We start from the raw sequence: 25,195 nt of genomic DNA on the forward strand, positions 1-25,195 counted from the left end.
ACTGCCTGAGGGTCGCTTGACATGGAGCGTCTGACACGCTTTTTTGCCGCTTTGACCCGCTGGGGCCTGGGCCTGTGCGCCCTGCTGCTGGTATTGGCGGCGGTGTACGTGAGCCTGGGGCGTGAATTGACCCCGCTGGTCGCCGAATACCGCGCAGAAATCGAAGCCAAGGCCCAGGCCGCGGTGGATATGCCGCTGCAGATCGGTCGCCTTGAAGGCCGCTGGAGCGGTTTCGCCCCTGTGTTGCTGGCTCATGACGTGATGGTGGGCGAGGGCAGCAATGCCTTGCGCCTGGACCAGGTGCAGGTGGTGCCGGACATCTGGGCCAGCCTGATGGCGCGCGACGTGCGTATTGCCCACCTGGAAGTCAGCGGCCTGCAACTGAGCGCCAGGGAAGACAAGGATGGCCACTGGGCGCTGCAAGGCCTGCCGGTGCAGGACGACCAGCCGCTGGACCCGGAACAGTTGCTCAAGCGCATGCAGAGTGTCCAGCGCGTGTCGTTGCTGGATAGCCAGGTCACGTTGCAGCCGTTCGACCAGGCGCCGCTGACCTTCACGTATGTGGGCCTGAGCTTGCAAACGGGCGCGACCCGCCAACGCCTGGACGCCCGCCTGACCCTGCCGGATGGCCAACCCCTGGCCCTGAGCCTGCGCACGCAGATCCGCGCCAGTGCCTGGAAAGACGCTGAGGTCCAGGCCTACCTGAGCCTGCCCCAGAGCGATTGGGCCAAATGGGTTCCGGCCAGGTTGACCCAGCAGTGGAAACTCACGCAGTTCAAGGCTGGCGGTGAATTCTGGCTGACCTGGGCCAAAGGCACCGTGCAAAGCGCGGTGGTGCGCCTCAACTCGCCGCAAGTGAAGGGCAGCTACGCCGACCGCAAGCCGGTCCACATTGAAAACCTCGCCCTGACCGCCTACCTGCAACGCAGTGAGAGCGGCCTCAAGGTGCTGTTCGATTCGTTGGCGATGAACATCGGCGATAGCCGTTGGGAATCGCGTCTGCAATTGCAGCAACGCCTGGCCACCGACAAGGCGCAGGAAGTCTGGAACCTGCAGGCCGATCGCCTCGACCTGACCCCGATCACCCCGTTGCTCAATGCCTTGGCGCCGTTGCCGGAAGGCTTCGCCAAGACGATCGAACACCTCAAAGCCACCGGTCTGTTGCGCAATGTGTTGGTGGATTTTCGTCCGCAGGACACGACCGATCAGAAAGTCAGCTTTGCCGCCAACCTCGAGCGGGTGGGCTTCGACGCCTACTTCGGCGCCCCTGCCGCACGCAACGTTTCCGGTAGCATCAGCGGCGACCTGGGGCAGGGCGAGCTGCGCATGGACAGCAAGGACTTTTCCTTGCACCTCGACCCGATCTTCGCCAAGCCCTGGCAGTACATCCAGGCCAATGCGCGCCTGACCTGGAAGCTTGATCAGCAAGGTTTCACCCTGATCGCGCCGTATATCAAGGTGCTGGGCGAGGAAGGCAAGGTCGCCGCCGACTTCCTGATTCGCCTGCATTTCGACAATAGCCAGGAAGACTACATGGACCTGCGGGTCGGCATGGTCGATGGCGATGGACGTTTCACGCCTAAATACCTGCCGGCGGTGCTGAGCCCGGCGCTGGATGAATGGCTGCGTACCGCGATTCTCAAAGGCGCGGTCGATGAAGGCTTCTTCCAGTACCAAGGCTCGCTGAATCACGGCGCGTTGCCGGCTTCGCGCAATATCAGCCTGTTTTTCAAGGTGCATGACGCTGAGTTGGCGTTCCAGCCGGGCTGGCCCCATGTGAGCAAGGTCAACGGCGAAGTGTTTGTCGAGGAGAGCGGTGTCCGCATCCTGGCCAGCAAGGGCCAACTGCTCGATACCGGCGTCAAGGACATCTACGTCAATATCCCCCACGCGCCCGCGGGCAAGGACAGCCACTTACTGCTCACCGGTGAGTTTGCCGGCGGCCTGGGTGATGGCCTGAAAATCCTCCAGGAAGCGCCGATAGGCACCGCTTCGACCTTTGCCGGTTGGAAAGGCGAGGGCGATCTACAGGGCAAGCTGGACCTGGATATCCCGCTGGCCAAGGGCACCGAACCGAAGATCGTGGTGGATTTCCAGACCGACAAGGCGCGCCTGCAATTGGCTGAGCCGCCTCTGGACCTGAGCCAGCTCAAGGGGGATTTCCGCTTCGACAGCGCCAAGGGCCTGAGTGGGCAGAACATCACGGCGCAAGCCTTCGATCGGCCGATCACCGCGCAGATCTTCGCGGATGGCAAGCCGGGCAGTATCAGCACCCGCGTTACCGCCAAAGGCCAGGTCACGGTCAAGCGCCTGACGGACTGGTTGAAAATCAGCCAGCCGCTGCCGGTGTCCGGTGATATTCCGTATCAGTTGCAGCTCAATCTGGACGGTGCCGACAGCCAGTTGAGGGTCAGCTCCAACCTCAAAGGCGTGGCCGTGGACCTGCCGGCACCGTTCGGCATGGCGGCCAGTCAGGGCCGTGACAGCGTGTTCCGCATGACCTTGCAGGGCGCCGAACGCCGCTACTGGTTCGATTACGGCGACCTGGCGAACTTCACCTTTGCTGCGCCGCCGGATAAATTCAGCGACGGCCGCGGCGAGTTGTTTCTCGGCGATGGCGATGCGCTGCTGCCCGGTGGCAAGGGCCTGCGCATTCGCGGTGTGCTGTCGGAACTGGACATCGATCCGTGGAAGAAACTCATTGATCGCTACGCGGGCAACGACCCGGGAGGCAGCGCGAAACAGCTGTTGAGCGGCGCCGACTTCAAGGTGGGCAAGTTGACTGGCTTTGGGCAGCAGTTCGACCAGGTCAGCCTCCAGCTTGACCGCAAACCCTCGGCTTGGGGCCTGCAGTTCGACAGCCAGCAGGCCAAGGGCACGGTCAACCTGTCGGACGCCAAGGGCGCACCCATCGCGGTCAACCTGCAGTACGTGAAGCTGCCGGCGGTGGACCCGACGGTACAGGCGGATGAAAATGCGCCGGACCCATTGGCCGACATCGATCCCAAGGATATTCCAGCGCTGGACATCAGCATTGATCAACTGTTCCAGGGGCCGGACCTGATCGGCGCGTGGTCGCTGAAGATCCGACCGACCGCCAAGGGCCTGGCCTTCAACAACCTGGACCTGGGCCTCAAGGGCATGTTGCTCAAGGGCGCTGGTGGTTGGGAAGGCGCGCCGGGCGACAGCAGCAGTTGGTATAAAGGGCGCCTGGATGGCAAGAATATCGCCGATGTCCTCAAGGGCTGGGGCTTTGCGCCTACCGTGACCAGTGAAGATTTCCACCTGGACGTGGACGGTCGTTGGCCGGGCTCCCCCGCCTGGGTCGGGCCCAAGCGTTTTTCCGGCAGCCTGGATGCAACATTCCGCAAAGGCCAGTTCGTTGAAGTGGAAGGTGGCGCCCAGGCGCTGCGGGTGTTCGGCCTGCTTAACTTCAACTCCATCGGCCGTCGGTTGCGCCTGGACTTCTCCGACCTGCTCGGCAAAGGCTTGAGTTATGACCGGGTCAAAGGCTTGCTCGCGGCCAGCAACGGGGTGTTTGTGACCCGCGAGCCGATCACCCTGACGGGGCCGTCGAGCAACCTGGAGCTTAATGGCACCATGGACCTGGTGGCTGATCGCGTGGATGCCAAGTTGCTGGTGACATTGCCGGTGACCAACAACCTGCCGATCGCTGCGCTGATTGTCGGCGCGCCGGCCATTGGCGGCGCGCTGTTCCTGATCGACAAGCTGATCGGCGACCGGGTTTCGCGGTTTGCCAGCGTGCAGTACAAAGTCGAAGGGCCATGGAAAGACCCGAAAATCAGCTTCGACAAGCCATTTGAAAAACCAAACTGAGAGCCTGTGGAGTAGCATGGCTGCATGCCATTTATGGAGTGTCGGCCCATGTCCTTTGCGGTAATTCAAATGGTCAGCCAGAGCGATGTGCTGGCCAACCTGGCCCAGGCCCGGCGCCTGCTGGAGCAAGCGGCGGCAAAGGGGGCGCGGCTGGCGGTGCTGCCGGAAAACTTCGCCGCCATGGGCCGCCGCGATGTGGCTGACATCGGCCGCGCCGAGGCGTTGGGTGAAGGACCGATCCTGCCATGGTTGAAACAGACCGCCCGCGACCTCACCTTATGGATAGTGGCTGGCACTTTGCCGCTGCCGCCCAAGGATCAACCGAACGCCAAGGCTAACGCCTGCTCGTTGCTGATCGATGAGCATGGCGAGATCGTCGCCCGCTACGACAAGCTGCATTTGTTCGATGTCGACGTGGCGGACGCGCGCGGTCGCTATCGTGAATCCGATGACTATGCTTTCGGGAGCAACGTTGTGGTGGCGGATACGCCGGTCGGCCGCTTGGGCCTGACGGTGTGTTACGACCTGCGCTTCCCGGAGTTGTACAGCGAGTTGCGCGCGGCGGGGGCTGAACTGATTACCGCGCCCTCGGCCTTCACCGCGGTCACCGGCGCCGCCCATTGGGATGTGCTGATTCGCGCACGGGCCATCGAGACCCAGTGCTATCTGCTGGCGGCCGCCCAGGGCGGGGTGCATCCGGGGCCACGGGAGACTTATGGCCACGCGGCGATTGTCGACCCCTGGGGGCGCGTACTGACGCAACAGGATCAAGGCGAAGCGGTGTTGCTGGCCGAACGCGACAGCAGTGAACAGGCGTCGATACGGGCGCGCATGCCGGTGGTCAACCACCGGCGCTTTTTCTCGCAGGGCGCGCAGCGGCCTGTTTCAGAACGATGAATTTAAGGCCAAACCTATGAGCGAGTTGTTGTCCTCAGTCAGCGAACACCTCCTGGCACCCGGTGGCGTGACCATCGAAAGCCTGCAAACCGTGCTGGGCGATCTGGCCGGGCCGGGCATCGACGCGGCCGACCTGTATTTCCAGGGGCAGATTTCCGAGTCGTGGGCTTTGGAAGACGGGATCGTCAAGGAAGGCAGTTTCAACCTCGACCAGGGTGTCGGCGTGCGCGCGCAATCCGGTGAGAAAACCGGTTTCGCCTACAGCAACGCGATCACCCTGGAAGCCTTGGGCCTGGCCGCCCGGGCTGCCCGTTCGATTTCCCGCGCCGGCCAGAACGGTACGGTGCAGGCATTCAGCACCCAGGACGTGGCCCAGTTGTACGCGCCGGATAACCCCCTGGAGGTGATCAGCCGCGCAGAAAAAGTCGATCTGCTCAAGCGTATCGATGCCGCGACCCGCGCCCTCGACCCGCGTATCCAGCAAGTCACGGTGAGCATGGCCGGGGTGTGGGAACGCATCCTGGTGGCGTCCACCGACGGCGGCCTGGCGGCGGATGTGCGGCCGCTGGTGCGTTTCAACGTCAGCGTGATCGTCGAACAGAATGGCCGCCGCGAGCGCGGTGGGCACGGCGGCGGCGGGCGTACCGACTACCGTTATTTCCTCGCCGAGGACCGCGCCATGGGTTATGCCCGTGAAGCGCTGCGCCAGGCGCTGGTCAACCTGGAAGCCATCCCCGCACCGGCTGGCACCTTGCCGGTGGTGTTGGGCTCGGGCTGGTCTGGCGTACTGCTCCACGAAGCCGTGGGCCATGGCCTGGAAGGCGACTTCAACCGCAAGGGCAGTTCGGCCTACAGCGGGCGCATGGGCGAGATGGTCGCCTCCAAGCTGTGCACCATTGTCGATGACGGCACCCTGGCCGGTCGCCGTGGCTCGTTGAACATCGATGACGAAGGCACGCCGACCGAATGCACCACGCTGATCGAAAACGGCGTGCTCAAGGGTTACATGCAAGACAAGCTCAACGCCCGCCTGATGGGCGTGGCGCGTACCGGTAACGGCCGTCGCGAATCCTACGCGCACCTGCCGATGCCGCGCATGACCAACACTTACATGCTCGCTGGCGAAAGTGACCCGGCGGAAATCATCGCCTCGGTGAAACGCGGGATCTACTGCGCCAACCTCGGCGGCGGCCAGGTGGACATCACCAGCGGCAAGTTCGTGTTCTCCACCAGCGAGGCGTACCTGATCGAAGACGGCAAGATTACCGTGCCGGTCAAAGGCGCGACGTTGATTGGTAACGGGCCGGAAGCGATGAGCAAGGTGTCGATGGTCGGTAACGACCTGGCACTGGACAGCGGCGTGGGTACGTGCGGCAAGGATGGGCAGTCGGTGCCGGTGGGCGTGGGTCAGCCAACCTTGAAAATTGATGCGATCACCGTGGGTGGCACGGGGTCGTAAGAGCGGGAGCTTCGGGTGGCGAAGACCGCCACCCGGGGAAGAGGATCAACGCAGGCCGCGTTGAGTCTCGTCCAGCTCACGGATGTACTTGAAGATTTTACGGCTGGTGGCCGGCGCCTTGTTTTGCGCCAGTTCGTGCTGGGCCTGACGGATCAGGGAGCGCAGTTGCTGGCGGTCCGCGTCCGGGTAGTCCAGTACGAATTTCTCCAGCACCGCGTCATCGCCCGAGATCAGGCGGTCACGCCAACGTTCCAGGTTGTGGAAGCGTTCGTTGTACTGGCGAGTGGAGGCATCGAGTTGATCGAGCAGGGTCAGAATCGCGTCAGTGTCCTGATCGCGCATCAGCTTGCCGATGAACATGATGTGCCGTTTACGCGCGATATTCGCGGTGTGCTTGGGTGCATCCGCCAGAGCCCGGCGCATTTCGTCGGTCAGAGGCAGTTTTGCAATCAAGTCCGGCTTGAGCGTTGTAAGGCGCTCGCCGAGGTCAACCAGAGCATGCAGCTCGCGTTTGACCTGGGTTTTGCTTTTCTCCCCATCGAGGGAGTCGTCGTAAGAATCAACCATGGTGGCAGTCCGCAAAGAAACGCCGCCATGATAACCAGTCGGGGGCCGCTTGTCCGGCCCGGTCGCTCGATGGCCTTAACCGAAAGCAGAATTTGAGTGGAGAAAACCATGAGTGCAGCCCAAAGCGTCGGTCCGCAAGCGTTACCGGCACTGCAGGAACAAGTCGAGCAGATCCTTGCCGAGGCCAAGCGCCAGGGGGCCAGTGCCTGCGAGGTGGCTGTGTCCCTGGAGCAGGGGCTGTCGACGTCGGTACGTCAGCGGGAAGTCGAAACCGTCGAATTCAACCGCGACCAGGGGTTTGGTATCACCTTGTACGTCGGCCAGCGCAAAGGTTCGGCCAGCACCTCGGCGAGTGGGCCGGAAGCGATTCGCGAGACGGTGGCCGCCGCATTGGCGATTGCCAAGCACACGTCCGAGGATGAAAGCTCGGGCCTGGCCGACAAGGCGTTGATGGCCAAGGATCTGCAGGATTTCGACCTGTTCCATGCCTGGGACATCACCCCGGAACAAGCCATCGAACAAGCGCTGACCTGCGAAGCGGCGGCGTTCGATGCCGACCCGCGGATCAAGAATGCCGACGGCACCACCTTGAGCACCCACCAGGGCTGCCGCGTGTACGGCAACAGCCATGGTTTTATCGGCGGTTATGCGTCGACGCGCCACAGCCTGAGTTGCGTGATGATCGCCGAAGCCAACGGCCAGATGCAGCGCGATTACTGGTACGACGTGAACCGTCAGGGCGAGTTGCTGGCCGACCCGGTCAGCATTGGCCTGCGTGCCGCGCAACGTGCCGCGAGCCGCCTGGGCGCGCGCCCGGTGCCGACCTGTGAAGTGCCGGTGCTGTTTTCGGCGGAGCTGGCCGGGGGTCTGTTCGGCAGTTTCCTGGGGGCGATTTCCGGCGGCAACCTGTACCGCAAATCGTCGTTCCTCGAAGGTGCGATTGGCCAGAAGCTGTTTCCGCAGTGGCTGACCATCGACGAGCGTCCACACCTGATGCGGGCCATGGGCAGTTCGTCGTTCGACGGCGATGGCCTGGCGACCTATGCTAAGCCGTTCGTCGAAAACGGTGAGTTGGTTTCCTACGTGCTGGGCACGTATGCCGGGCGCAAACTGGGCCTGCCGAGCACCGCGAACGCTGGCGGCGTGCATAACCTGTTCGTGACCCACGGCGAGGAAGACCAGGCGGCGCTGTTGCGACGCATGGGGCGTGGCCTGCTGGTGACTGAATTGATGGGCCAGGGCTTGAACATGGTCACCGGTGATTATTCCCGTGGCGCGGCGGGTTTCTGGGTAGAAAACGGTGAGATTCAGTTTGCTGTCCAGGAAGTAACCATCGCCGGCAATATGCGCGACATGTTCAAGCAGATCGTTGCCGTGGGTAACGACCTGGAACTGCGCAGCAATATCCGTACAGGTTCGGTCCTGATCGAGCGGATGACGGTCGCCGGTAGTTAATCCTTCCGACGCTTCACCAAAAGGCGCGCCATCTGCAGGATGGCGCGCCTTTTTTGTGGCTGCATTCCCGGTTGATTGGCTTGCCACTCTTGTGTTGATTATCAATATCATTTAATAATAAATATCATTATCGAATGAGTACGGATCATGAATGCTGTCCTGCATGAGGACCCCTACCTGGAAAGCTGGCGTTGGATGAGTCGTCAGATTCGCTGCTGCCTCGAGCCCAATGAACCGCGCCTGATCGAACATTACCTCAATGAAGGTCGATACCTCGCCTGTTGCACCGCGACTCATCCGTGGACGATCGCTGAAACGGCTTTCCGCCTGCTGATCGACACCGCCACGGACATTGCCTTGCCGTGGCATTGGCGATCCCAGTGCCTGGACCAGGCCTGGCGCCCGCTGCGCGACCTGGAAACACTCTCCCACTGTGCCTGCCGCCTCAAGCGCTGGCAGGCCTTTGCCTGGCAATTGGCGACGTGCGAATTGCTGCCTTCGATTTCCGTTTCTGACTGGGTGCAAGGATCTTCCGATGAGTAATAACCGTATCGAACGCGACAGTATGGGTGAACTGCAAGTCCCCGCCGAGGCCTTGTATGGCGCGCAAACCCAGCGCGCGGTGAACAACTTTCCGATCAGCCACCAGCGCATGCCGGCGCCGTTCATTCGTGCGCTGATCCTGGCCAAAGTGGCAGCGGCCAAGGTCAACGTCGATCTCAAGCAGATCAGCGAAGGGCAGGGCAAGGCCATTGTCGATGCTGCCCTGGGCTTGCTGGACGGTGACTTCATGCCGCACTTTCCGGTGGATATCTTTCAGACCGGTTCCGGCACCAGTTCCAATATGAACGCCAACGAAGTGATCGCGACCCTGGCCAGCCGTTTGCTCGGTGAGGCGGTCAACCCCAACGATCACGTGAACTGCGGCCAAAGCAGCAACGACATCATCCCGACCACCATCCACGTCAGTGCGGCGTTGGTGCTGCATGAGCAAACGCTGCCGGCGTTGCTGCATCTGGTGCAGGTCATCGAACGGAAGGCCGAAGAGGTCCACCCCTTCATCAAGACCGGTCGCACGCACCTGATGGACGCCATGCCCGTGCGTATGAGCCAGGTGCTCAATGGCTGGGCGCAGCAGCTCAAGGCCAATATCGCGCACCTGCAGGACCTGTTGCCCAGCCTGCAAGCCCTGGCCCAGGGCGGCACGGCTGTCGGTACCGGGATCAACGCGCATCCGGAGTTTGCGCTGCGTTTCAGCCAGCAGCTGAGCAGCCTGACCGGCGTGCAATTCACGCCGGGCAAGAACCTCTTCGCGTTGATCGGCTCCCAGGACACCGCCGTCGCCGTCTCCGGCCAGTTGAAAGCGATCGCTGTGTCATTGATGAAAATCGCCAACGACTTGCGCTGGATGAATTCCGGGCCCCTGGCTGGCTTGGGCGAAATCGAACTGGAAGGGTTACAGCCCGGTTCTTCGATCATGCCGGGCAAGGTCAACCCAGTGATTCCGGAAGCGACCGCCATGGTCGCCGCACAAGTCATCGGCAATGACACGGTGATCACCATTGCCGGGCAATCCGGCAACTTCGAGCTGAACGTGATGCTGCCGATCATCGCCCAGAACCTGCTCGGCAGCCTCGAACTGCTGGCCAATTCCAGCCGCCTGCTGGCGGACAAGGCCATTGCCAGTTTCAAGGTCAACGAGGCCAAGCTCAAGGAAGCGTTGTCGCGCAATCCGATCCTGGTGACCGCACTCAACCCGATCATTGGTTACCAAAAGGCCGCTGAAATCGCCAAGCAAGCCTATCAGCAAGGTCGCCCGGTGATTGATGTCGCCCTCGAGCACACCGACTTGCCGCGCAGCCAACTGGAAGTCCTGCTGGACCCGGAAAAGCTCACGGCCGGCGGCGTGTAATCACCGACCCTGCTTTGGAGGCTGACCATGGAGCATTGGAAACGCACGATCGAACGGGCCAATCGCTGCTTTATGCAGGGCGAGTTGGTCGACGCTCGCGAAGCCTATTTACAAGCCCTGGCCCTGGCTCAAGTGTTGTTCGAGCGCTGGGCGAACGCCGACGAAGCAGTGGCGGCTTGCGTCATTTCCCATCACAACCTGGCGGACCTGCACCTGCGCCTGAACCAGCCGGAAGAAAGCGCGGAATACCTTTGTGCCATCCACCAACGGCTGTTACAGGCGCTGCAGGACCAGCGCCTCAGCCCGCAACTGCGCGACGCGGCGTTGCGCCAGAGCAGCAAGACCTACGTCGAACTGTTGAATTTCATCAGCGATCACGGCGAATACCCCCGTACCCATCGCTTGCTGGGCGGTACTGCGGCGCAACCGACCCCTCCTCAATACGGAGCACACTGATATGTCCTACACCTTGCCTGCTTTGCCTTACGCCTACGATGCCCTGGAACCGCATATCGATGCGCAAACCATGCAAATTCACTACACCAAGCACCACCAGACTTACATCAACAACCTCAATGCCGCCGTGGAGGGCACCGAGTTTGCGGGTTGGCCGGTAGAGAAGCTGGTGTCGAGCGTCCAGCAACTGCCCGAGCAACTGCGCGCCGCGGTGATCAATCAGGGCGGTGGGCATGCCAACCACTCGTTGTTCTGGGCGGTGATGTCACCCAAAGGCGGCGGCAAACCCGATGGCGCGCTGGGCCAGGCGATCGATGAGCAACTGGGCGGTTTCGACAGCTTCAAGGAGGCCTTCACCAAGGCCGCATTGACCCGCTTCGGCAGCGGCTGGGCCTGGTTGAGCGTGACCCCGCAGAAGACCCTGGTGGTGGAGAGCAGCGGCAATCAGGACAGCCCGCTGATGAGCGGCAACACACCGATCCTCGGCCTGGATGTGTGGGAACACGCCTACTACCTGCTGTACCAGAACCGGCGTCCTGAATACATCAATGCCTTCTACAGTGTCATCAACTGGCCGGAAGTCGCCGCCCGCTACCAGGCCGCCCTGGCCTGATATCACGCCGTACAACACGACCTAAGGCCGACCATGGGTACTGAAACACTGGCGATCAGCAGCGTGCGAATGTTTCGTTACGCATTTGGCTCGCTGCTGCTATTGGCAGGTATTGCATTGCTGGTGGCTCAAGGATTCGCCTGGCTGGACCTGGAGCCGCGCATCCTGCGGGCCCTGCAAGGTGGGGCGATCTGTGCGCTCGGCACCGCGTTGGGCGCCGTACCGGTGTTGGTTATCCGGCGCATGCCAGCAGCAATGAGCGATACCTTGCTGGGCTTTGGTGCCGGCGTGATGCTCGCGGCCACGGCGTTTTCGTTGGTCGTGCCGGGCATTGCCGCCGCTGAAGGCCTGGGGCTCAGCCCTTGGGGCGCGAGTGGCTTGATCAGCATTGGCATCATGCTGGGAGCGTTCGGCTTGTACCTGGTCGATCGCAAGGTCTCCGGGGCCAGCCCGGAAATGCTGGTCGGTACGCCGGAGCATCCGGTGATCCCGCCACGTATCTGGCTGTTCGTGTTTGCCATCATCGCGCACAACATCCCGGAGGGTATGGCGGTTGGCGTGTCGGCGGGCGGCGGCATGCCGGATGCCGACAGCCTGGCCATGGGCATCGCTTTGCAGGATGTGCCCGAAGGCCTGGTGATTGCGTTGGTGCTGGCCGGGGCAGGGATGTCGCGGTTCAAGGCGTTCCTGATCGGTGCGGCTTCGGGCTTGGTCGAGCCGATATTCGCAGTGCTTTGTGCCTGGTTGGTGAGTCTGGCGCAGGTGCTGCTGCCGTTAGGCTTGGCGTTGGCTGCTGGCGCGATGCTGCTGGTGGTCACTCACGAGGTGATCCCCGAATCGCGGCGCAATGGCCATGAAAAGCTCGCCAGCCTGGGACTGTGCATCGGGTTTTGCTTGATGATGGTGATGGATACTGCATTGGGCTGAAGCTGTTGCGGCTTCAGCCTCTGTCTCGTCGGGTGGGTTTATTCACCCTCATCAAAGAAGTTATTGATCAGCTTGGTCAAGGCCGCCATCGCTTCCTGCTCTTGCTCGCCTTCGGTCTTCAAATGAATCTTGGTGCCCTTGCCGGCGGCGAGCATCATCATCGCCATGATGCTCTTGCCGTCGACCATGGTTTCCGGAGTGCGTCCAGCGCGAACCTGGCAGGGGAACTGCCCGGCAATGCCGACGAACTTGGCTGAGGCGCGGGCGTGCAGGCCCAGCTTGTTGATGATTTCAATTTCCAGAACGGGCATCGCGGGGGTGTTCCTTTCAGCTAAGGTCGCGGTGGCGAACCTGGACGTTCTTGAGGGTTTGTTGCAGCATCTGGCCCAGGCGTTCGGTCAGGTAGACGGAACGGTGGTGGCCGCCGGTGCAGCCGATGGCAATGGTGACATAGGCCCGGTTGCTGGCGGCAAAGCGTGGTAGCCATTTGAGCAGGTAGCTGGAGATGTCCTGGAACATCTCCTCGACATCCGGTTGCGCGGCCAGGTAGTCCGCCACCGGCTGATCCAGCCCCGACTGGTCCCGCAACTCCGGCTTCCAGTAAGGATTGGGCAGGCAGCGCACATCGAATACCAGATCGGCGTCCACCGGCATGCCACGCTTGAAGCCAAACGACTCGACCAGAAAGGCCGTGCCGGGCTCGGGCTGGTTCAGCAGGCGGAGCTTGATGGCATCGCGCAGTTGGTACAGGTTGAGGCTGGTGGTGTTGATCTTGAGGTCGGCGAGGTCAATGATCGGCCCCAACAGCTTGGTCTCGTCCTCGATGGCTTCGGCCAGCGAACGATGCGGGCTGCTGAGGGGGTGACGTCGACGGGTCTCGGAGAAGCGTTTGAGCAGGGTTTCTTCGTCTGCGTCCAGGTACAGCACATCACAGTGAATGTGCTTGGCACGCACTTCCTCAAGCAGTGCCGGGAACCGCGAGAGGTGGCTGGGCAGGTTGCGGGCGTCGATCGACACGGCGACCAGTGGCTGTGCCAGTTCGGTGTGGATCAGCGCGCGCTCCGCCAACTCCGGCAGCAGGCCGGCGGGCAGGTTGTCGATGCAATAGAAGCCGTTGTCCTCAAGAACGTTGAGGGCGGTGCTTTTACCTGAGCCGGAGCGGCCACTGACGATGATCAAACGCATGATTACTGCTCGATTTGTTCAGCCAGGACAACCTGATACAACGCCTCATTGCTGCTGGCACTGCGCAGTTTGTCGCGTACTTCCTTGCGGTCAAGCATGCTGGCGATCTGCCGGAGCAGTTCCAGGTGTGCATCGGTGGCGGCTTGCGGGACCAGCAACACGAACAGCAGGTCGACCGGGGCACCGTCGATGGCGTCGAAATCGATGGGAGCGTCCAGGTGCAGCAGGGCGCTGACAGGTGTCTCGCAGCCTTTGAGGCGGCAGTGAGGAATGGCGATGCCGTTACCAAAACCGGTCGAGCCGAGTTTTTCACGGGCAATCAGAGCCTCGTAGACATCTTGCATCTCCAGCTCAGGCACTTGTTTGCTGATCAGGTTGGCAATCTGTTCGAGGGCTTTCTTCTTGCTGCCCCCCGGCGCGTTCACAAGGGAACGGCCGGGAGTCAGGATGGTTTCAAGTCGGATCATGGGTGGGGAGTGTTAGCGGCCGGTGCCCTGTAGGAGGCTCTGCTGCTTTTCCTTATGCTTTTTGATTTGGCGATCCAGCTTGTCGGTCAGGTCGTCAATGGCGGCATACATATCAGAATGCTCAGCATTGGCGACGACTTCTCCGCCGGGTATACGCAAGGTGGCTTCGATTTTCTGCTTCAGCTTTTCGACAGTCATAATGACTTGCACGTTGGTGATCTTGTCGAAATGCCCCTCAATTCGTTTGAGTTTTTCGCCGATATAGGTGCGCAGCGCGTCGGTCACTTCCAGTTGGTGTCCACTGATATTGACTTGCATACAGCTTCTCCTTCGTTGCCAGTGCATAAAGCGGCAGGCAGAGATGCCTGCCACTGGAACGCTGTGGCCTGCCCGTCACATCAAACGCTTACGCTCGCTGGAAGGCGCGATCCCAAGGGACTCGCGGTACTTGGCGACGGTTCGACGGGCGACCTGAATGCCTTGTGCCTCCAGTAAACCAGCGATCTTGCTGTCACTCAACGGCTTTTTCTGATTTTCCGCGGCAACCAGTTTTTTGATGATTGCGCGGATCGCCGTGGACGAGCATTCGCCGCCTTCGGAGGTGCTGACATGGCTGGAGAAAAAGTATTTCAGCTCATATATACCCCGTGGGGTATGCATGAATTTTTGCGTCGTTACCCGGGAAATCGTCGATTCGTGCATGCCCACCGCTTCTGCGATGTCGTGCAGGACCAGCGGTTTCATCGCTTCGTCGCCGTACTCAAGGAAGCCGCGCTGGTGCTCGACGATTTGCGTGGCCACTTTCATCAGGGTTTCGTTGCGGCTTTGCAGGCTCTTGATGAACCAGCGCGCTTCCTGCAGTTGGTTGCGCATGAAGGTGTTGTCGGCGCTGGTGTCGGCGCGACGGACGAAACCGGCATATTGCGGGTTGACCCGCAGGCGCGGCACCGATTCCTGGTTCAGCTCCACCAGCCAGCGTTCGTTGTCTTTGCGCACGATCACATCGGGGACGACGTATTCGGCTTCGCTGGACTCGATCTGCGAGCCCGGACGCGGGTTGAGGCTCTGCACCAGCTCGATGATGTGGCGCAGGTCGTCTTCCTTGAGCTTCATGCGGCGCATCAGCTGGCTGTAGTCGCGGCTGCCCAGCAGGTCGATGTAGTCGGTGACCAGGCGTTGGGCTTCAACGAGCCAAGGGGTCTTGGCGGGCAGCTGGCGCAATTGCAGCAGCAGGCACTCGCTGAGGTTGCGCGCGCCAATGCCGGCGGGCTCGAACTGCTGGATGCGGTGCAGGACGGCTTCGATCTCGTCCAGTTCGATGTCCAGTTCCGGGTCGAAGGCTTCAAGAATCTCTTCGAGGGTCTCGTCCAGATAACCCTGGTTGTTGATGCAGTCGATCAGGGTCACAGCGATCAGGCGATCGGTGTCGGACATCGGCGCCAGGTTCAATTGCCACAGCAAGTGGCTCTGCAGGCTCTCGCCGGCGGAGGTGCGGGTGGTGAAATCCCACTCGTCGTCATCATTGCTGGGCAGGCTGCTGGCGCTGGTCTGGTAGACGTCTTCCCAGGCGGTGTCCACGGGAAGTTCGTTGGGAATACGTTCGTTCCATTCGCCTTCCTCCAGGTTGTCCACCGTAGGGGCGGTTTCCTGGTAAGAGGGTTCCTGCACGTCGGAATTGGGTTTTTGCTCGATGTTGTCGGCCAGCGGGTCTGCATTATCGAAGTCGTCGCCTTCTTCCTGGCGTTCGAGCATCGGATTGGACTCCAGGGCTTCCTGGATTTCCTGTTGCAGGTCCAGTGTCGACAATTGGAGCAGGCGGATGGCCTGTTGCAGCTGCGGTGTCATCGTCAGCTGCTGGCCCATTCTCAGGACTAGCGATGGTTTCATGGCAGGGGCTTAACACCTTATTCGCCGGCGCAATGCGCCATCCACGACAGGGCGCGTGAGCGCCAAACATAAGCAAATTATATGCCTGATATCGGGGGCTTTGCCTAGAGCGCGGTAACAATAAAAATCCGGAGGTTTTCATTGACTCCCGCGCACCTTGGCGAACGGCCTGCCACCGCCTTTTTTTCCAGGCAGGCTTACAGGCGGAACTCGTGGCCCAGATACACTTCCTTGACCAGTTCGTTGGCCAGGATCGTGGCCGAATCGCCTTCGGCAATCAGTTGCCCATCGTTGACGATATACGCAGTTTCGCAGATATCGAGGGTCTCGCGGACGTTGTGGTCGGTGATCAGTACACCGATGCCCTTGGCCTTGAGGTGATGGATGATCTGCTTGATGTCGCCGACCGAGATCGGGTCGACACCGGCAAACGGTTCGTCCAGCAGGATGAACTTCGGTGCAGTGGCCAGGGCGCGGGCAATCTCCACGCGGCGGCGTTCACCACCGGACAAACTCATGCCGAGGTTGTCGCGAATGTGGTTGATGTGGAATTCCTGCAGCAGGCTTTCCAGCTCCTTGCGGCGGCCGTCGCGGTCGAGTTCCTTGCGGGTCTCGAGGATCGCCATGATGTTATCGGCAACCGACAGTTTGCGGAAGATCGACGCTTCCTGGGGAAGATAGCCGATACCGGCGCGCGCACGGCCGTGCATCGGCTGGTGGCTGACGTCGAGGTCGTCGATCAGGATGCGACCTTGGTCCGCTTGGACCAGGCCGACGATCATATAGAAACAGGTGGTCTTGCCGGCACCGTTGGGGCCAAGCAGGCCGACGATCTGGCCGCTGTCGATCGACAGGCTGACGTCGCGCACGACCTGACGGCCTTTATAGGCCTTGGCCAGATGCTGGGCTTTCAGGGTTGCCATTACTCGGCCTTCTTCTTCGGCTGGATAACCATGTCGATACGTGGACGCGGTGCGGTGACCTTGGTGCCGTTGGCGCGACCGGCGTTGGCAACCTGCTTCACGGTGTCATAGGTGATTTTTTCACCTTCCGTGGAGTTGCCGTCGGGGCTGAGTACCTTGGCCTGGTCGATCAGCACGATGCGATTTTGCTGGGCGTGATACTGGATGGTTTTGCCGTAGCCCTTCATCGGGGCGGTGTCGGTGGCAGCCTGCTTCTGTTCGAAGTAGGCCAGGTTGCCCACCGAGGTCACGACGTCAATGTCGCCAGCAGGGGTGCGAGTCAGTGTCACCGTGTTGCCGGTGATCTTCATCGAGCCTTGGGTAATGATCACACCGCCGGTGTAGGTCGCGACGCCTTGCTTGTCATCGAGCTGTGCATCGTCGGCCGAAATGTGGATCGGTTGCTGGCTATCGTTCGGCAGAGCCCAGGCGCTCACGCTTCCCAGTGCTGCGCCCAGACTGAGCAAAATAGGGAGGGTTTTAACGAGCCTCATACTGTCCTCTTACGTTCGATAGCAGGTGTATCCTGCTTTCTTTCAAATACGCTTTCATTCCCTTGCCAGTCGATACACCGCCAGCGCCGTCGATTCTAACGTCTTGCTCGGTCTGCGCATATTGCTTCTGTGGGAATACGGTCATGCGACTGCTGGTGATGATGGTGTCGCGGTTCTGTGCGTCGGTCCGTGCGACGCGCACCGAGTCGATCAGTTCCACTTCGGTGCCGTCCGGGTTGACTTCGCCACGCTTGCTGGTGACGTGCCAAGGGAATTCGGTGCCGCGATACAGATTCAAATCGGGGTTGGTCAGCAGGGTGACTTCGGACGCTTTCAGGTGCTCGACCTTGTCCGAGTTCATTTCATACTGCACCTTGCCATCGGGCAGGAACTGCACGCTGTAGGCATTGGTGGCGTAATAGTCGATAGCGCCTTGGTCAACCTGCGCCACAGGCTGGTCGAGAAAGCGCTCCGGGCTGATATTCCAGTAGCCAACCGCCAGGAGCAGCGCGGCGATGACCCCGAATAGCAGGAAGTTGCGAATCTTTTTGCTCAGCATAAAACGCTCTATAGGTAGGCGGCGTGGGCCGCTTCAAGGCTGCCCTGGGCACGCAGGATCAACTCGCAGAACTCGCGGGCGGCGCCTTCGCCGCCACGGGCCGTGGTGATGCCGTGGGCATGCTCGCGAACAAATGCCGCCGCATTGGCGACAGCCATGCCCAGGCCCACCCGGCGGATCACCGGCAGGTCGGGCAGGTCGTCGCCCAGATAGGCAACCTGCTCATAGCTTAGGTTCAGTTGGCCAAGAAGCTCGTCCAGAACGACTAGTTTATCCTCCCTGCCTTGATACAGGTGAGGAATCCCCAGGTTTTGTGCGCGGCGTTCCACAACCGGGGTTTTCCGACCGCTGATAATCGCGGTTTGCACGCCCGCCGCCATGAGCATCTTGATGCCCTGGCCGTCGAGGGTGTTGAACGACTTGAATTCGCTGCCGTCCTCGAGGAAGTACAGGCGGCCATCGGTCAGCACGCCGTCAACGTCGAAAATCGCCAATTTGATGTGCTTGCCGCGTTGCAACAGGTCGCTGGTCATTTACATCACTCCCGCACGCAGCAAGTCGTGCATGTTCAGGGCGCCGATCGGGCGGTCATTGCCATCGACCACCACCAGCGCGCCGATCTTATGGTCTTCCATGATCTTCAGGGCTTCTGCCGCCAGCATTTCTGCGCGTGCGGTCTTGCCGTGGGGAGTCATCACCGCATCGATGGTGGCGGTGTGGATATCGATAGTGCGGTCCAGGGTGCGGCGCAGGTCACCGTCGGTGAATACGCCGGCCAGGCGTCCGTCGGCTTCCAGGATCACGGTCATGCCCAGGCCCTTGCGGGTCATCTCCATGAGTGCGTCCTTCAGCAGAGTGCCGCGCTGTACGTGGGGCAGTTCATCGCCGGAATGCATGACGTTTTCCACTTTCAGCAGCAGGCGTCGGCCCAGCGCGCCGCCCGGATGGGAAAACGCGAAGTCTTCCGCCGTAAACCCACGTGCTTCCAGCAGCGCCACGGCCAGGGCATCGCCCATGACCAGCGCGGCGGTGGTGGAAGAGGTTGGCGCCAGGTTCAGCGGGCAGGCCTCTGCGGTCACATGAACATTCAGGTTCACTTCGGCGGCCTTGGCCAGCGTCGACTCCGGGTTGCCGGTGATGCTGATCATCTGGATGCCCAGGCGCTTGATCAACGGCAGCAAGGTCACGATTTCGTTGGTGGTGCCGGAGTTGGACAGTGCGAGGATGATGTCATCCTTGGTGATCATGCCCATGTCGCCGTGGCTGGCTTCGGCCGGGTGGACGAAAAACGCCGTGGTCCCGGTGCTTGCCAGGGTGGCGGCGATCTTGTTGCCGACGTGACCGGACTTGCCCATGCCGACCACGACAACGCGGCCTTTGCTGGCCAGAATCATCTCGCAGGCGCGTACGAAATCCACGTCGATATGGGCCAGCAAGCCTTCTACGGCTTCAAGCTCGAGGCGGATGGTGCGTTGTGCGGATTGGATAAGATCGCTGGATTGGCTCATGTCTGAAATCGTATAGCCTGACGAAAAGTCGACGATTATAACGATAATGATCAATTCCCTCACGCAAGTTCGTCAGTCTTTAGTCGTCAGGCGCTTCAGATTCATTCCTCGGTAACATAGCAAGCAACGGTTTTTCCCTGTCTCCAATCTGAACAAGCGCTGTTCCGGCCTTGGGGGCGCTGTACCAGCAGTGATATAGTTCGCCGCCAGTTCGGTCCACCCAGCCCATGTGGCTAACTATATGTTGGGCAACCGTTGCAAACGTTTGTCACAAGCGTGGTGTCTGAGTGAGAGGCTGCATCCCAAGGAGTTTAGATGAGTGCCGATAACGCCTACGCGGTCGAGCTGAAGGGCCTTACCTTCAAGCGCGGGACGCGCAGCATCTTCAATAACGTCGATATTCGCATTCCCCGCGGTAAGGTCACCGGCATCATGGGGCCTTCCGGTTGCGGCAAGACCACCCTGTTGCGCTTGATGGGCATGCAATTGCGCCCCAGTGCCGGCGAAGTGTGGGTCAACGGCCAGAACCTGCCGACGTTGTCGCGCAGCGATCTGTTCGATGCGCGCAAGCACATGGGGGTGCTGTTCCAGAGCGGTGCATTGTTCACCGACCTCGATGTGTTCGAAAACGTAGCGTTTCCGCTGCGGGTGCATACCCAGCTGTCCGACGAGATGATTCGTGACATTGTGTTGCTGAAGCTGCAGGCCGTGGGCCTTCGCGGCGCCATCGACCTGATGCCGGATGAACTGTCCGGCGGCATGAAGCGTCGTGTCGCCCTGGCGCGTGCCATTGCCCTCGATCCGCAGATTCTCATGTATGACGAACCCTTCGTGGGCCAGGACCCGATCGCCATGGGCGTGTTGGTGCGCCTGATCCGCCTGCTCAACGATGCGTTGGGGATCACCAGTATCGTGGTCTCCCACGACCTGGCCGAAACCGCGAGCATCGCCGACTACCTCTATGTAGTCGGTGATGGCCAGGTGCTGGGGCAGGGTACGCCGGAAGAACTGATGAACGCTGACAACCCGCGCATTCGCCAATTCATGACCGGCGATCCCGATGGCCCGGTGCCTTTTCATTTTCCGGCAGCGGACTACCGCTCAGATCTTCTGGGGAAGCGCTGATGCGCAAGACATCTCTTATCGAAAAGGTGCGCCTTTTCGGGCGTTCCGGCATCGACATCATCGAAGTGCTCGGCCGTTCGACGATATTCCTGTTTCACGCCTTGCTCGGCCGTGGCGGCATTGGCGGCAGCTTCGGCCTGCTGATCAAGCAACTGCACTCCGTTGGTGTGATGTCCCTGGTGATCATCGTGGTTTCCGGGGTTTTCATCGGCATGGTGCTGGCGTTGCAGGGCTTCAATATCCTGTCCAGCTACGGCTCGGAGCAGGCGGTGGGGCAGATGGTCGCCCTGACGCTGTTGCGTGAACTCGGCCCGGTCGTCACGGCCCTGTTGTTCGCTGGGCGCGCTGGTTCTGCGCTGACCGCCGAAATCGGCAACATGAAGTCCACCGAGCAGTTGTCCAGCCTCGAGATGATCGGCGTGGACCCGCTCAAGTACATTGTTGCCCCGCGCCTGTGGGCCGGCTTCATTTCCCTGCCGCTGCTGGCGATGATCTTCAGCGTGGTGGGTATCTGGGGCGGTTCGTGGGTGGCGGTGGACTGGCTGGGGGTCTATGAAGGCTCCTACTGGTCCAACATGCAAAACAGCGTGAACTTCAGCGGCGATGTGTTCAATGGCATCATTAAGAGCATTGTCTTCGCCTTTGTCGTGACCTGGATCGCCGTATTCCAAGGCTATGACTGTGAGCCCACTTCAGAAGGGATCAGTCGCGCCACCACCAAGACCGTTGTGTACGCCTCGCTGGCGGTACTGGGCCTTGACTTTATTTTGACCGCCTTGATGTTTGGAGATTTCTGATGCAAAACCGCACTGTGGAAATCGGTGTCGGCCTTTTCTTGCTGGCTGGCATCCTGGCTTTACTGTTGCTGGCCCTGCGAGTCAGCGGCCTTTCGGCCAGCCCCACCGCCGATACCTATAAACTTTACGCGTACTTCGACAATATCGCGGGTTTGACTGTCAGAGCTAAAGTGACCATGGCCGGTGTAACCATCGGCAAGGTCACGGCGATCGATCTGGACCGCGACAGCTTCACCGGGCGTGTGACGATGCAACTGGACAAGAAGGTCGATAATCTGCCGACTGACTCCACGGCATCGATCCTCACCGCAGGTTTGCTGGGCGAGAAATACATCGGTATCAGCGTAGGCGGGGAAACCGCTCTGCTCAAGGATGGTTCGACCATCCACGACACACAGTCGTCGCTGGTGCTTGAGGACCTGATCGGTAAATTCCTGCTCAATACGGTCAATAAAGACGCTAAATGAGGAATCTGTTCATGATCTCTACCTTGCGACGTGGTCTGCTGGTACTGCTTGCAGCACTGCCGTTGATGGCCAACGCGGCAGGTTCTGCGCACGAACTGGTGCAGGACACGACCAGCAGAATGCTGGCTGACCTGAAGGCCAATAAAGAACAGTACAAGCAAGACCCTACCAAGTTCTACGACTCGCTCAACACCATTGTCGGCCCGGTCGTGGATGCCGAAGGCATTTCGCGCAGCATCATGACGGTGAAGTATTCGCGCAAGGCGACACCTGCGCAGATGCAGACATTCCAGGAAAACTTCAAGAAGGGCCTGTTTCAGTTCTACGGCAACGCCCTGCTCGAGTACAACAACCAGGGGATCACTGTCGACCCTGCCAAGGATGAGTCGGGCGATCGCACCAGCGTCGGCATGACCGTCAAGGGCAGCAACGGCGCCATCTATCCAGTGCAATACACTCTGGAGAAGGTCAGCGGTGAGTGGAAGCTGCGTAACGTGATCATCAACGGCATCAACATCGGCAAACTGTTCCGTGATCAGTTCGCCGACGCGATGCAGCGCAATGGCAACGACCTCGACAAGACCATCAATGGTTGGGCCGGTGAAGTGGCCAAGGCCAAGGAAGAGACCGATAAAGCCGCCGGGAAGCCCGCGCAATGACCGAGGCGGCTGTTCGTATCGGCGATGCCGGCGAGTTGTTCCTCAGCGGCGTGCTGGATTACCGCACCGGGCCCGACCTGCGCAAGCAGGGGCAGGCGCTGATCCAGGCGAGCACCGCACCGTCGCTGGTGCTCGATTGCTCGGCGGTGACCAAGTCCAGCAGCGTCGGCTTGTCGTTGCTGCTGTGCTTCATGCGCGACGCCGAGGCGGCCAAAAAGCCGGTGAGCATTCGTGCGTTGCCCGACGACATGCGTGAAATTGCCGACGTTTCTGGTCTGACCGAGCTGTTGGCGCATCCTTAATACACATATTCAAGAAAGCCCCCCGTCAGAGTCCTGCTATGCGGGGTTCGCAGGCGCGGGGCTTTTTTGTATGATGTGCGACCCGCGCGCACTGGGCGCCGATAGAGGTTGAGCATGCAGGCCCTAGAAGTTAAGAGCTTCCTTGAAGGAAAGCTGCCGGAAACGAACGTAGAAGTTGAAGGCGAAGGCTGCAACTTCCAGCTGAATGTGATTAGCGATGAACTGGCGGCATTGAGCCCGGTCAAGCGTCAACAGCAGGTCTATGCCCATTTGAACCCGTGGATCACCGATGGCAGCATCCATGCGGTCACTATGAAATTTTTCAGCCGCGCGGCCTGGGCCGAGCGCACCTGAGCCCCCAAGGCGTCGAGATTCTTATGGATAAATTGATTATTACCGGTGGTGCCCGCCTTGATGGCGAGATCCGCATTTCCGGTGCGAAAAACTCCGCCTTGCCGATCCTGGCAGCGACCTTGCTGTGTGATGGCCCTGTGACCGTGGCCAACCTGCCGCACCTGCACGACATCACCACCATGATCGAACTGTTCGGTCGCATGGGCATTGAGCCGGTGATCGACGAAAAACTGTCGGTTGAAATCGACCCGCGCACCATCAAGACCCTGATCGCCCCGTATGAGCTGGTGAAAACCATGCGTGCGTCGATCCTGGTGCTCGGCCCGATGGTTGCCCGTTTCGGCGAAGCCGAAGTGGCCTTGCCTGGCGGTTGCGCGATCGGTTCGCGTCCGGTCGACCTGCACATCCGTGGCCTTGAAGCCATGGGCGCCACCATCGACGTCGAAGGTGGCTACATCAAGGCCAAGGCGCCGGAAGGCGGCCTGCGTGGCGCCAACTTCTTCTTTGATACCGTCAGCGTGACCGGTACCGAGAACATCATGATGGCCGCTGCCCTGGCCAACGGCCGCAGCGTCTTGCAAAACGCCGCGCGCGAGCCGGAAGTGGTCGACCTGGCCAACTTCCTGATCGCCATGGGCGCCAATATCAGCGGCGCCGGCACCGACACCATCACCGTCGAAGGTGTAAAACGCCTGCATTCGGCCACCTACAAGGTGATGCCGGACCGCATCGAGACCGGGACCTACCTGGTTGCCGCCGCCGTCACCGGTGGCCGCGTCAAGGTCAAGGACACTGATCCGACCATCCTTGAGTCCGTGCTGGAAAAACTCAAGGAAGCCGGCGCTGAAATCACCACCGGTGAAGATTGGATCGAGCTGAACATGCACGGCAAGCGGCCAAAAGCCGTCAACGTGCGGACCGCTCCGTACCCGGCGTTCCCGACCGACATGCAAGCGCAGTTCATCTCCCTGAACGCGATTGCCGAAGGCACCGGCGCTGTGATCGAGACCATCTTCGAAAACCGCTTCATGCACGTGTACGAACTGCACCGCATGGGCGCGAAGATCCAGGTCGAAGGCAACACGGCCATCGTGACCGGCATCGACAAGCTCAAGGGCGCGCCCGTCATGGCCACCGACCTGCGGGCCTCGGCCAGCCTGGTGATCTCCGCACTGTGTGCAGAGGGCGACACTCTGATCGACCGCATCTACCACATAGACCGTGGCTACGAGTGCATCGAAGAAAAACTGCAGATGCTCGGCGCGAAGATCCGCCGCGTACCGGGCTAGCCCCCGCTGCACGGGCGCAGGGATGCGCCCGCCCGGGGTGTGCAATTGCGTATTCCGGCTGAATGTGTTTCAAATCGAGGCTGTAATGGCCTCGATCTGTGTCTGGCGCCGTTTGCGACCAGACCGCAATAGCCTGATGAAGGACTGACGTTTCCCATGTTGACCATCGCACTGTCCAAGGGCCGCATCCTTGACGACACTTTGCCGCTTCTGGCTGAAGCGGGCATCGTGCCGACCGAGAATCCGGACAAGAGCCGCAAGCTGATCATCCCTACGACCCAGGACGACGTTCGTCTGCTGATCGTGCGGGCTACCGATGTGCCGACCTATGTTGAACACGGTGCCGCCGACCTGGGTGTCGCCGGTAAAGACGTATTGATGGAATACGGCGGCCAGGGCCTGTACGAGCCGTTGGACCTGCGTATTGCCCTGTGCAAGCTGATGACCGCCGGCCGTGTCGGTGATGTCGAGCCAAAAGGTCGCCTGCGGGTGGCCACCAAGTTCGTCAATATCGCCAAGCGTTACTACGCCGAGCAAGGCCGTCAGGTCGATATCATCAAGCTGTACGGCTCGATGGAGCTGGCGCCGCTGATTGGCCTGGCCGACAAGATCATCGACGTGGTCGACACCGGCAACACCCTGCGCGCCAACGGTCTGGAGCCCCAGGATTTCATTGCTGACATCAGCTCCCGGCTGATCGTCAACAAGGCATCGATGAAGATGCAGCACGCGCGTATCCAGGCGTTGATCGACACCCTGCGCAACGCAGTGGAGTCTCGACACCGCGGTTGACTCACCCGCGTAGCCAAACGGCTGCGCCCGTCTATCCGCCTCATAGCCAGAATTCTCAGGTGCCCAGGCGGATACGACTGCTGGGAAGGTGCGCTGATGTTCAATAACGAATCGCGCCTTACCCCAAAAGGCAAGTTATGTTAGTAGAAGATTTTTTTTCAATACCTAGCGACGCGTAGCAGCCTGCCTTTTGAGGCAAGGCTCTACGGGTTGGTACTGTGGCCG

Annotated in this window: 28 protein-coding genes; 17 read left to right on the top strand and 11 right to left on the bottom strand. The window is 60.7% G+C overall.

Features of this window, described 5'->3' with window-relative positions; genetic code table 11:
- The first annotated feature begins 21 nt into the window (after window positions 1-21).
- From PverR02_RS04755 to tldD, 3 genes are read left to right on the top strand one after another with little or no spacing between them, the layout of a single operon-like run.
- Window positions 22-3,837: a YhdP family protein gene (locus tag PverR02_RS04755; protein WP_079442866.1), complete on the top strand. Its 3,816-nt coding sequence runs from the start codon at window positions 22-24 to the stop codon at window positions 3,835-3,837.
- Window positions 3,838-3,885: 48 nt separating this feature from the next.
- Window positions 3,886-4,734: a carbon-nitrogen hydrolase family protein gene (locus PverR02_RS04760; protein WP_079442867.1), complete on the top strand. Its 849-nt coding sequence runs from the start codon at window positions 3,886-3,888 to the stop codon at window positions 4,732-4,734.
- A gap of 16 nt (window positions 4,735-4,750) precedes the next feature.
- Entirely contained in the window at window positions 4,751-6,193 is a 1,443-nt protein-coding gene (gene tldD, locus PverR02_RS04765; RefSeq protein ID WP_046384681.1) for a metalloprotease TldD, read from the top strand.
- 45 nt (window positions 6,194-6,238) lie between these two features.
- Here tldD and yjgA read toward each other — a convergent pair whose 3' ends face one another.
- Window positions 6,239-6,760: a ribosome biogenesis factor YjgA gene (yjgA, locus tag PverR02_RS04770; protein ID WP_010567685.1), complete on the bottom strand. Its 522-nt coding sequence runs from the start codon at window positions 6,758-6,760 to the stop codon at window positions 6,239-6,241.
- A 108-nt stretch (window positions 6,761-6,868) separates the two neighbouring features.
- Between yjgA and pmbA the strand changes: the two genes are divergently transcribed.
- The 6 genes from pmbA (at window position 6,869) to PverR02_RS04800 (ending at window position 12,123) form a co-directional block, all read left to right on the top strand.
- A complete protein-coding gene (gene pmbA, locus PverR02_RS04775) occupies window positions 6,869-8,215 on the top strand; it encodes a metalloprotease PmbA (RefSeq protein ID WP_079442868.1) in 1,347 nt (448 codons plus the stop codon).
- A gap of 147 nt (window positions 8,216-8,362) precedes the next feature.
- Window positions 8,363-8,758, top strand: coding sequence for a hypothetical protein (locus tag PverR02_RS04780; protein WP_057004254.1), 396 nt, complete (start codon window positions 8,363-8,365; stop codon window positions 8,756-8,758).
- Window positions 8,751-10,127 (top strand): class II fumarate hydratase, encoded by a 1,377-nt coding sequence (locus PverR02_RS04785; RefSeq protein WP_017845990.1) that lies wholly within the window; start codon window positions 8,751-8,753, stop codon window positions 10,125-10,127. Before PverR02_RS04780 ends, PverR02_RS04785 begins: the two co-directional genes overlap by 8 nt.
- A gap of 27 nt (window positions 10,128-10,154) precedes the next feature.
- Window positions 10,155-10,583 carry a hypothetical protein gene (locus tag PverR02_RS04790; protein WP_017845989.1) on the top strand — a complete coding sequence of 143 codons (429 nt, stop codon included), beginning with the start codon at window positions 10,155-10,157 and terminating at the stop codon, window positions 10,581-10,583.
- A gap of 1 nt (window position 10,584) precedes the next feature.
- Window positions 10,585-11,196 carry a superoxide dismutase gene (locus PverR02_RS04795; protein WP_079442869.1) on the top strand — a complete coding sequence of 204 codons (612 nt, stop codon included), beginning with the start codon at window positions 10,585-10,587 and terminating at the stop codon, window positions 11,194-11,196.
- Window positions 11,197-11,229: 33 nt separating this feature from the next.
- Window positions 11,230-12,123, top strand: a complete 894-nt coding sequence (locus PverR02_RS04800; RefSeq protein ID WP_079442870.1) for a ZIP family metal transporter — start codon at window positions 11,230-11,232, stop codon at window positions 12,121-12,123.
- Between the two features lie 38 nt (window positions 12,124-12,161).
- On the opposite strand, the gene PverR02_RS04805 is transcribed toward PverR02_RS04800, so the two are convergent.
- From PverR02_RS04805 to PverR02_RS04850, 10 genes are all read right to left on the bottom strand, one after another.
- Window positions 12,162-12,434, bottom strand: coding sequence for an HPr family phosphocarrier protein (locus PverR02_RS04805; RefSeq protein ID WP_046384677.1), 273 nt, complete (start codon window positions 12,432-12,434; stop codon window positions 12,162-12,164).
- Between the two features lie 16 nt (window positions 12,435-12,450).
- Complete coding sequence (rapZ, locus tag PverR02_RS04810) at window positions 12,451-13,308, bottom strand: RNase adapter RapZ (protein WP_017845985.1); 858 nt, start codon at window positions 13,306-13,308, stop codon at window positions 12,451-12,453.
- Window positions 13,309-13,310: 2 nt separating this feature from the next.
- Window positions 13,311-13,775: a PTS IIA-like nitrogen regulatory protein PtsN gene (gene ptsN / locus PverR02_RS04815; protein WP_057004257.1), complete on the bottom strand. Its 465-nt coding sequence runs from the start codon at window positions 13,773-13,775 to the stop codon at window positions 13,311-13,313.
- 12 nt (window positions 13,776-13,787) lie between these two features.
- The gene (gene hpf, locus PverR02_RS04820; RefSeq protein WP_017845983.1) at window positions 13,788-14,093 is read right to left on the bottom strand and encodes a ribosome hibernation-promoting factor, HPF/YfiA family; all 306 of its coding nucleotides are present in this window, start codon (window positions 14,091-14,093) and stop codon (window positions 13,788-13,790) included.
- Window positions 14,094-14,168: 75 nt separating this feature from the next.
- Window positions 14,169-15,662 carry an RNA polymerase factor sigma-54 gene (locus PverR02_RS04825; protein ID WP_026139902.1) on the bottom strand — a complete coding sequence of 498 codons (1,494 nt, stop codon included), beginning with the start codon at window positions 15,660-15,662 and terminating at the stop codon, window positions 14,169-14,171.
- Between the two features lie 197 nt (window positions 15,663-15,859).
- Entirely contained in the window at window positions 15,860-16,585 is a 726-nt protein-coding gene (lptB, locus tag PverR02_RS04830) for an LPS export ABC transporter ATP-binding protein (RefSeq protein ID WP_017845981.1), read from the bottom strand.
- On the bottom strand, window positions 16,585-17,118 hold the full coding sequence (gene lptA, locus PverR02_RS04835) for a lipopolysaccharide transport periplasmic protein LptA (RefSeq protein ID WP_046384676.1): 534 nt from the start codon (window positions 17,116-17,118) through the stop codon (window positions 16,585-16,587). Before lptA ends, lptB begins: the two co-directional genes overlap by 1 nt.
- Complete coding sequence (lptC, locus tag PverR02_RS04840; RefSeq protein ID WP_046384675.1) at window positions 17,105-17,677, bottom strand: LPS export ABC transporter periplasmic protein LptC; 573 nt, start codon at window positions 17,675-17,677, stop codon at window positions 17,105-17,107. The genes lptA and lptC overlap by 14 nt, the downstream gene beginning before the upstream one ends.
- Window positions 17,678-17,685: 8 nt before the next feature.
- Window positions 17,686-18,210, bottom strand: a complete 525-nt coding sequence (locus PverR02_RS04845; protein ID WP_017845978.1) for a KdsC family phosphatase — start codon at window positions 18,208-18,210, stop codon at window positions 17,686-17,688.
- On the bottom strand, window positions 18,211-19,185 hold the full coding sequence (locus PverR02_RS04850; protein ID WP_017845977.1) for a KpsF/GutQ family sugar-phosphate isomerase: 975 nt from the start codon (window positions 19,183-19,185) through the stop codon (window positions 18,211-18,213).
- A 315-nt stretch (window positions 19,186-19,500) separates the two neighbouring features.
- Between PverR02_RS04850 and PverR02_RS04855 the strand changes: the two genes are divergently transcribed.
- From PverR02_RS04855 to hisG, 8 genes are all read left to right on the top strand, one after another.
- Complete coding sequence (locus PverR02_RS04855; RefSeq protein WP_003171811.1) at window positions 19,501-20,310, top strand: ATP-binding cassette domain-containing protein; 810 nt, start codon at window positions 19,501-19,503, stop codon at window positions 20,308-20,310.
- Window positions 20,310-21,107, top strand: a complete 798-nt coding sequence (mlaE, locus tag PverR02_RS04860; RefSeq protein ID WP_017845976.1) for a lipid asymmetry maintenance ABC transporter permease subunit MlaE — start codon at window positions 20,310-20,312, stop codon at window positions 21,105-21,107. The genes PverR02_RS04855 and mlaE overlap by 1 nt, the downstream gene beginning before the upstream one ends.
- Complete coding sequence (mlaD, locus tag PverR02_RS04865) at window positions 21,107-21,574, top strand: outer membrane lipid asymmetry maintenance protein MlaD (RefSeq protein WP_017845975.1); 468 nt, start codon at window positions 21,107-21,109, stop codon at window positions 21,572-21,574. The genes mlaE and mlaD overlap by 1 nt, the downstream gene beginning before the upstream one ends.
- 11 nt (window positions 21,575-21,585) lie before the next feature.
- Complete coding sequence (locus PverR02_RS04870; protein ID WP_046384674.1) at window positions 21,586-22,233, top strand: MlaC/ttg2D family ABC transporter substrate-binding protein; 648 nt, start codon at window positions 21,586-21,588, stop codon at window positions 22,231-22,233.
- Window positions 22,230-22,535 (top strand): STAS domain-containing protein, encoded by a 306-nt coding sequence (locus PverR02_RS04875; protein WP_017845973.1) that lies wholly within the window; start codon window positions 22,230-22,232, stop codon window positions 22,533-22,535. Before PverR02_RS04870 ends, PverR02_RS04875 begins: the two co-directional genes overlap by 4 nt.
- 114 nt (window positions 22,536-22,649) lie before the next feature.
- The gene (locus PverR02_RS04880) at window positions 22,650-22,889 is read left to right on the top strand and encodes a BolA family protein (RefSeq protein ID WP_017845972.1); all 240 of its coding nucleotides are present in this window, start codon (window positions 22,650-22,652) and stop codon (window positions 22,887-22,889) included.
- 23 nt (window positions 22,890-22,912) lie between these two features.
- Window positions 22,913-24,178 carry a UDP-N-acetylglucosamine 1-carboxyvinyltransferase gene (gene murA, locus PverR02_RS04885; protein ID WP_017845971.1) on the top strand — a complete coding sequence of 422 codons (1,266 nt, stop codon included), beginning with the start codon at window positions 22,913-22,915 and terminating at the stop codon, window positions 24,176-24,178.
- Between the two features lie 156 nt (window positions 24,179-24,334).
- On the top strand, window positions 24,335-24,970 hold the full coding sequence (hisG, locus tag PverR02_RS04890) for an ATP phosphoribosyltransferase (protein WP_017845970.1): 636 nt from the start codon (window positions 24,335-24,337) through the stop codon (window positions 24,968-24,970).
- Window positions 24,971-25,195: the final 225 nt, after the last annotated feature.

Origin of the sequence: Pseudomonas veronii, from assembly GCF_002028325.1 — a bacterium.
In the GTDB taxonomy this organism is placed as follows: Bacteria; Pseudomonadota; Gammaproteobacteria; order Pseudomonadales; family Pseudomonadaceae; genus Aquipseudomonas; species Aquipseudomonas veronii.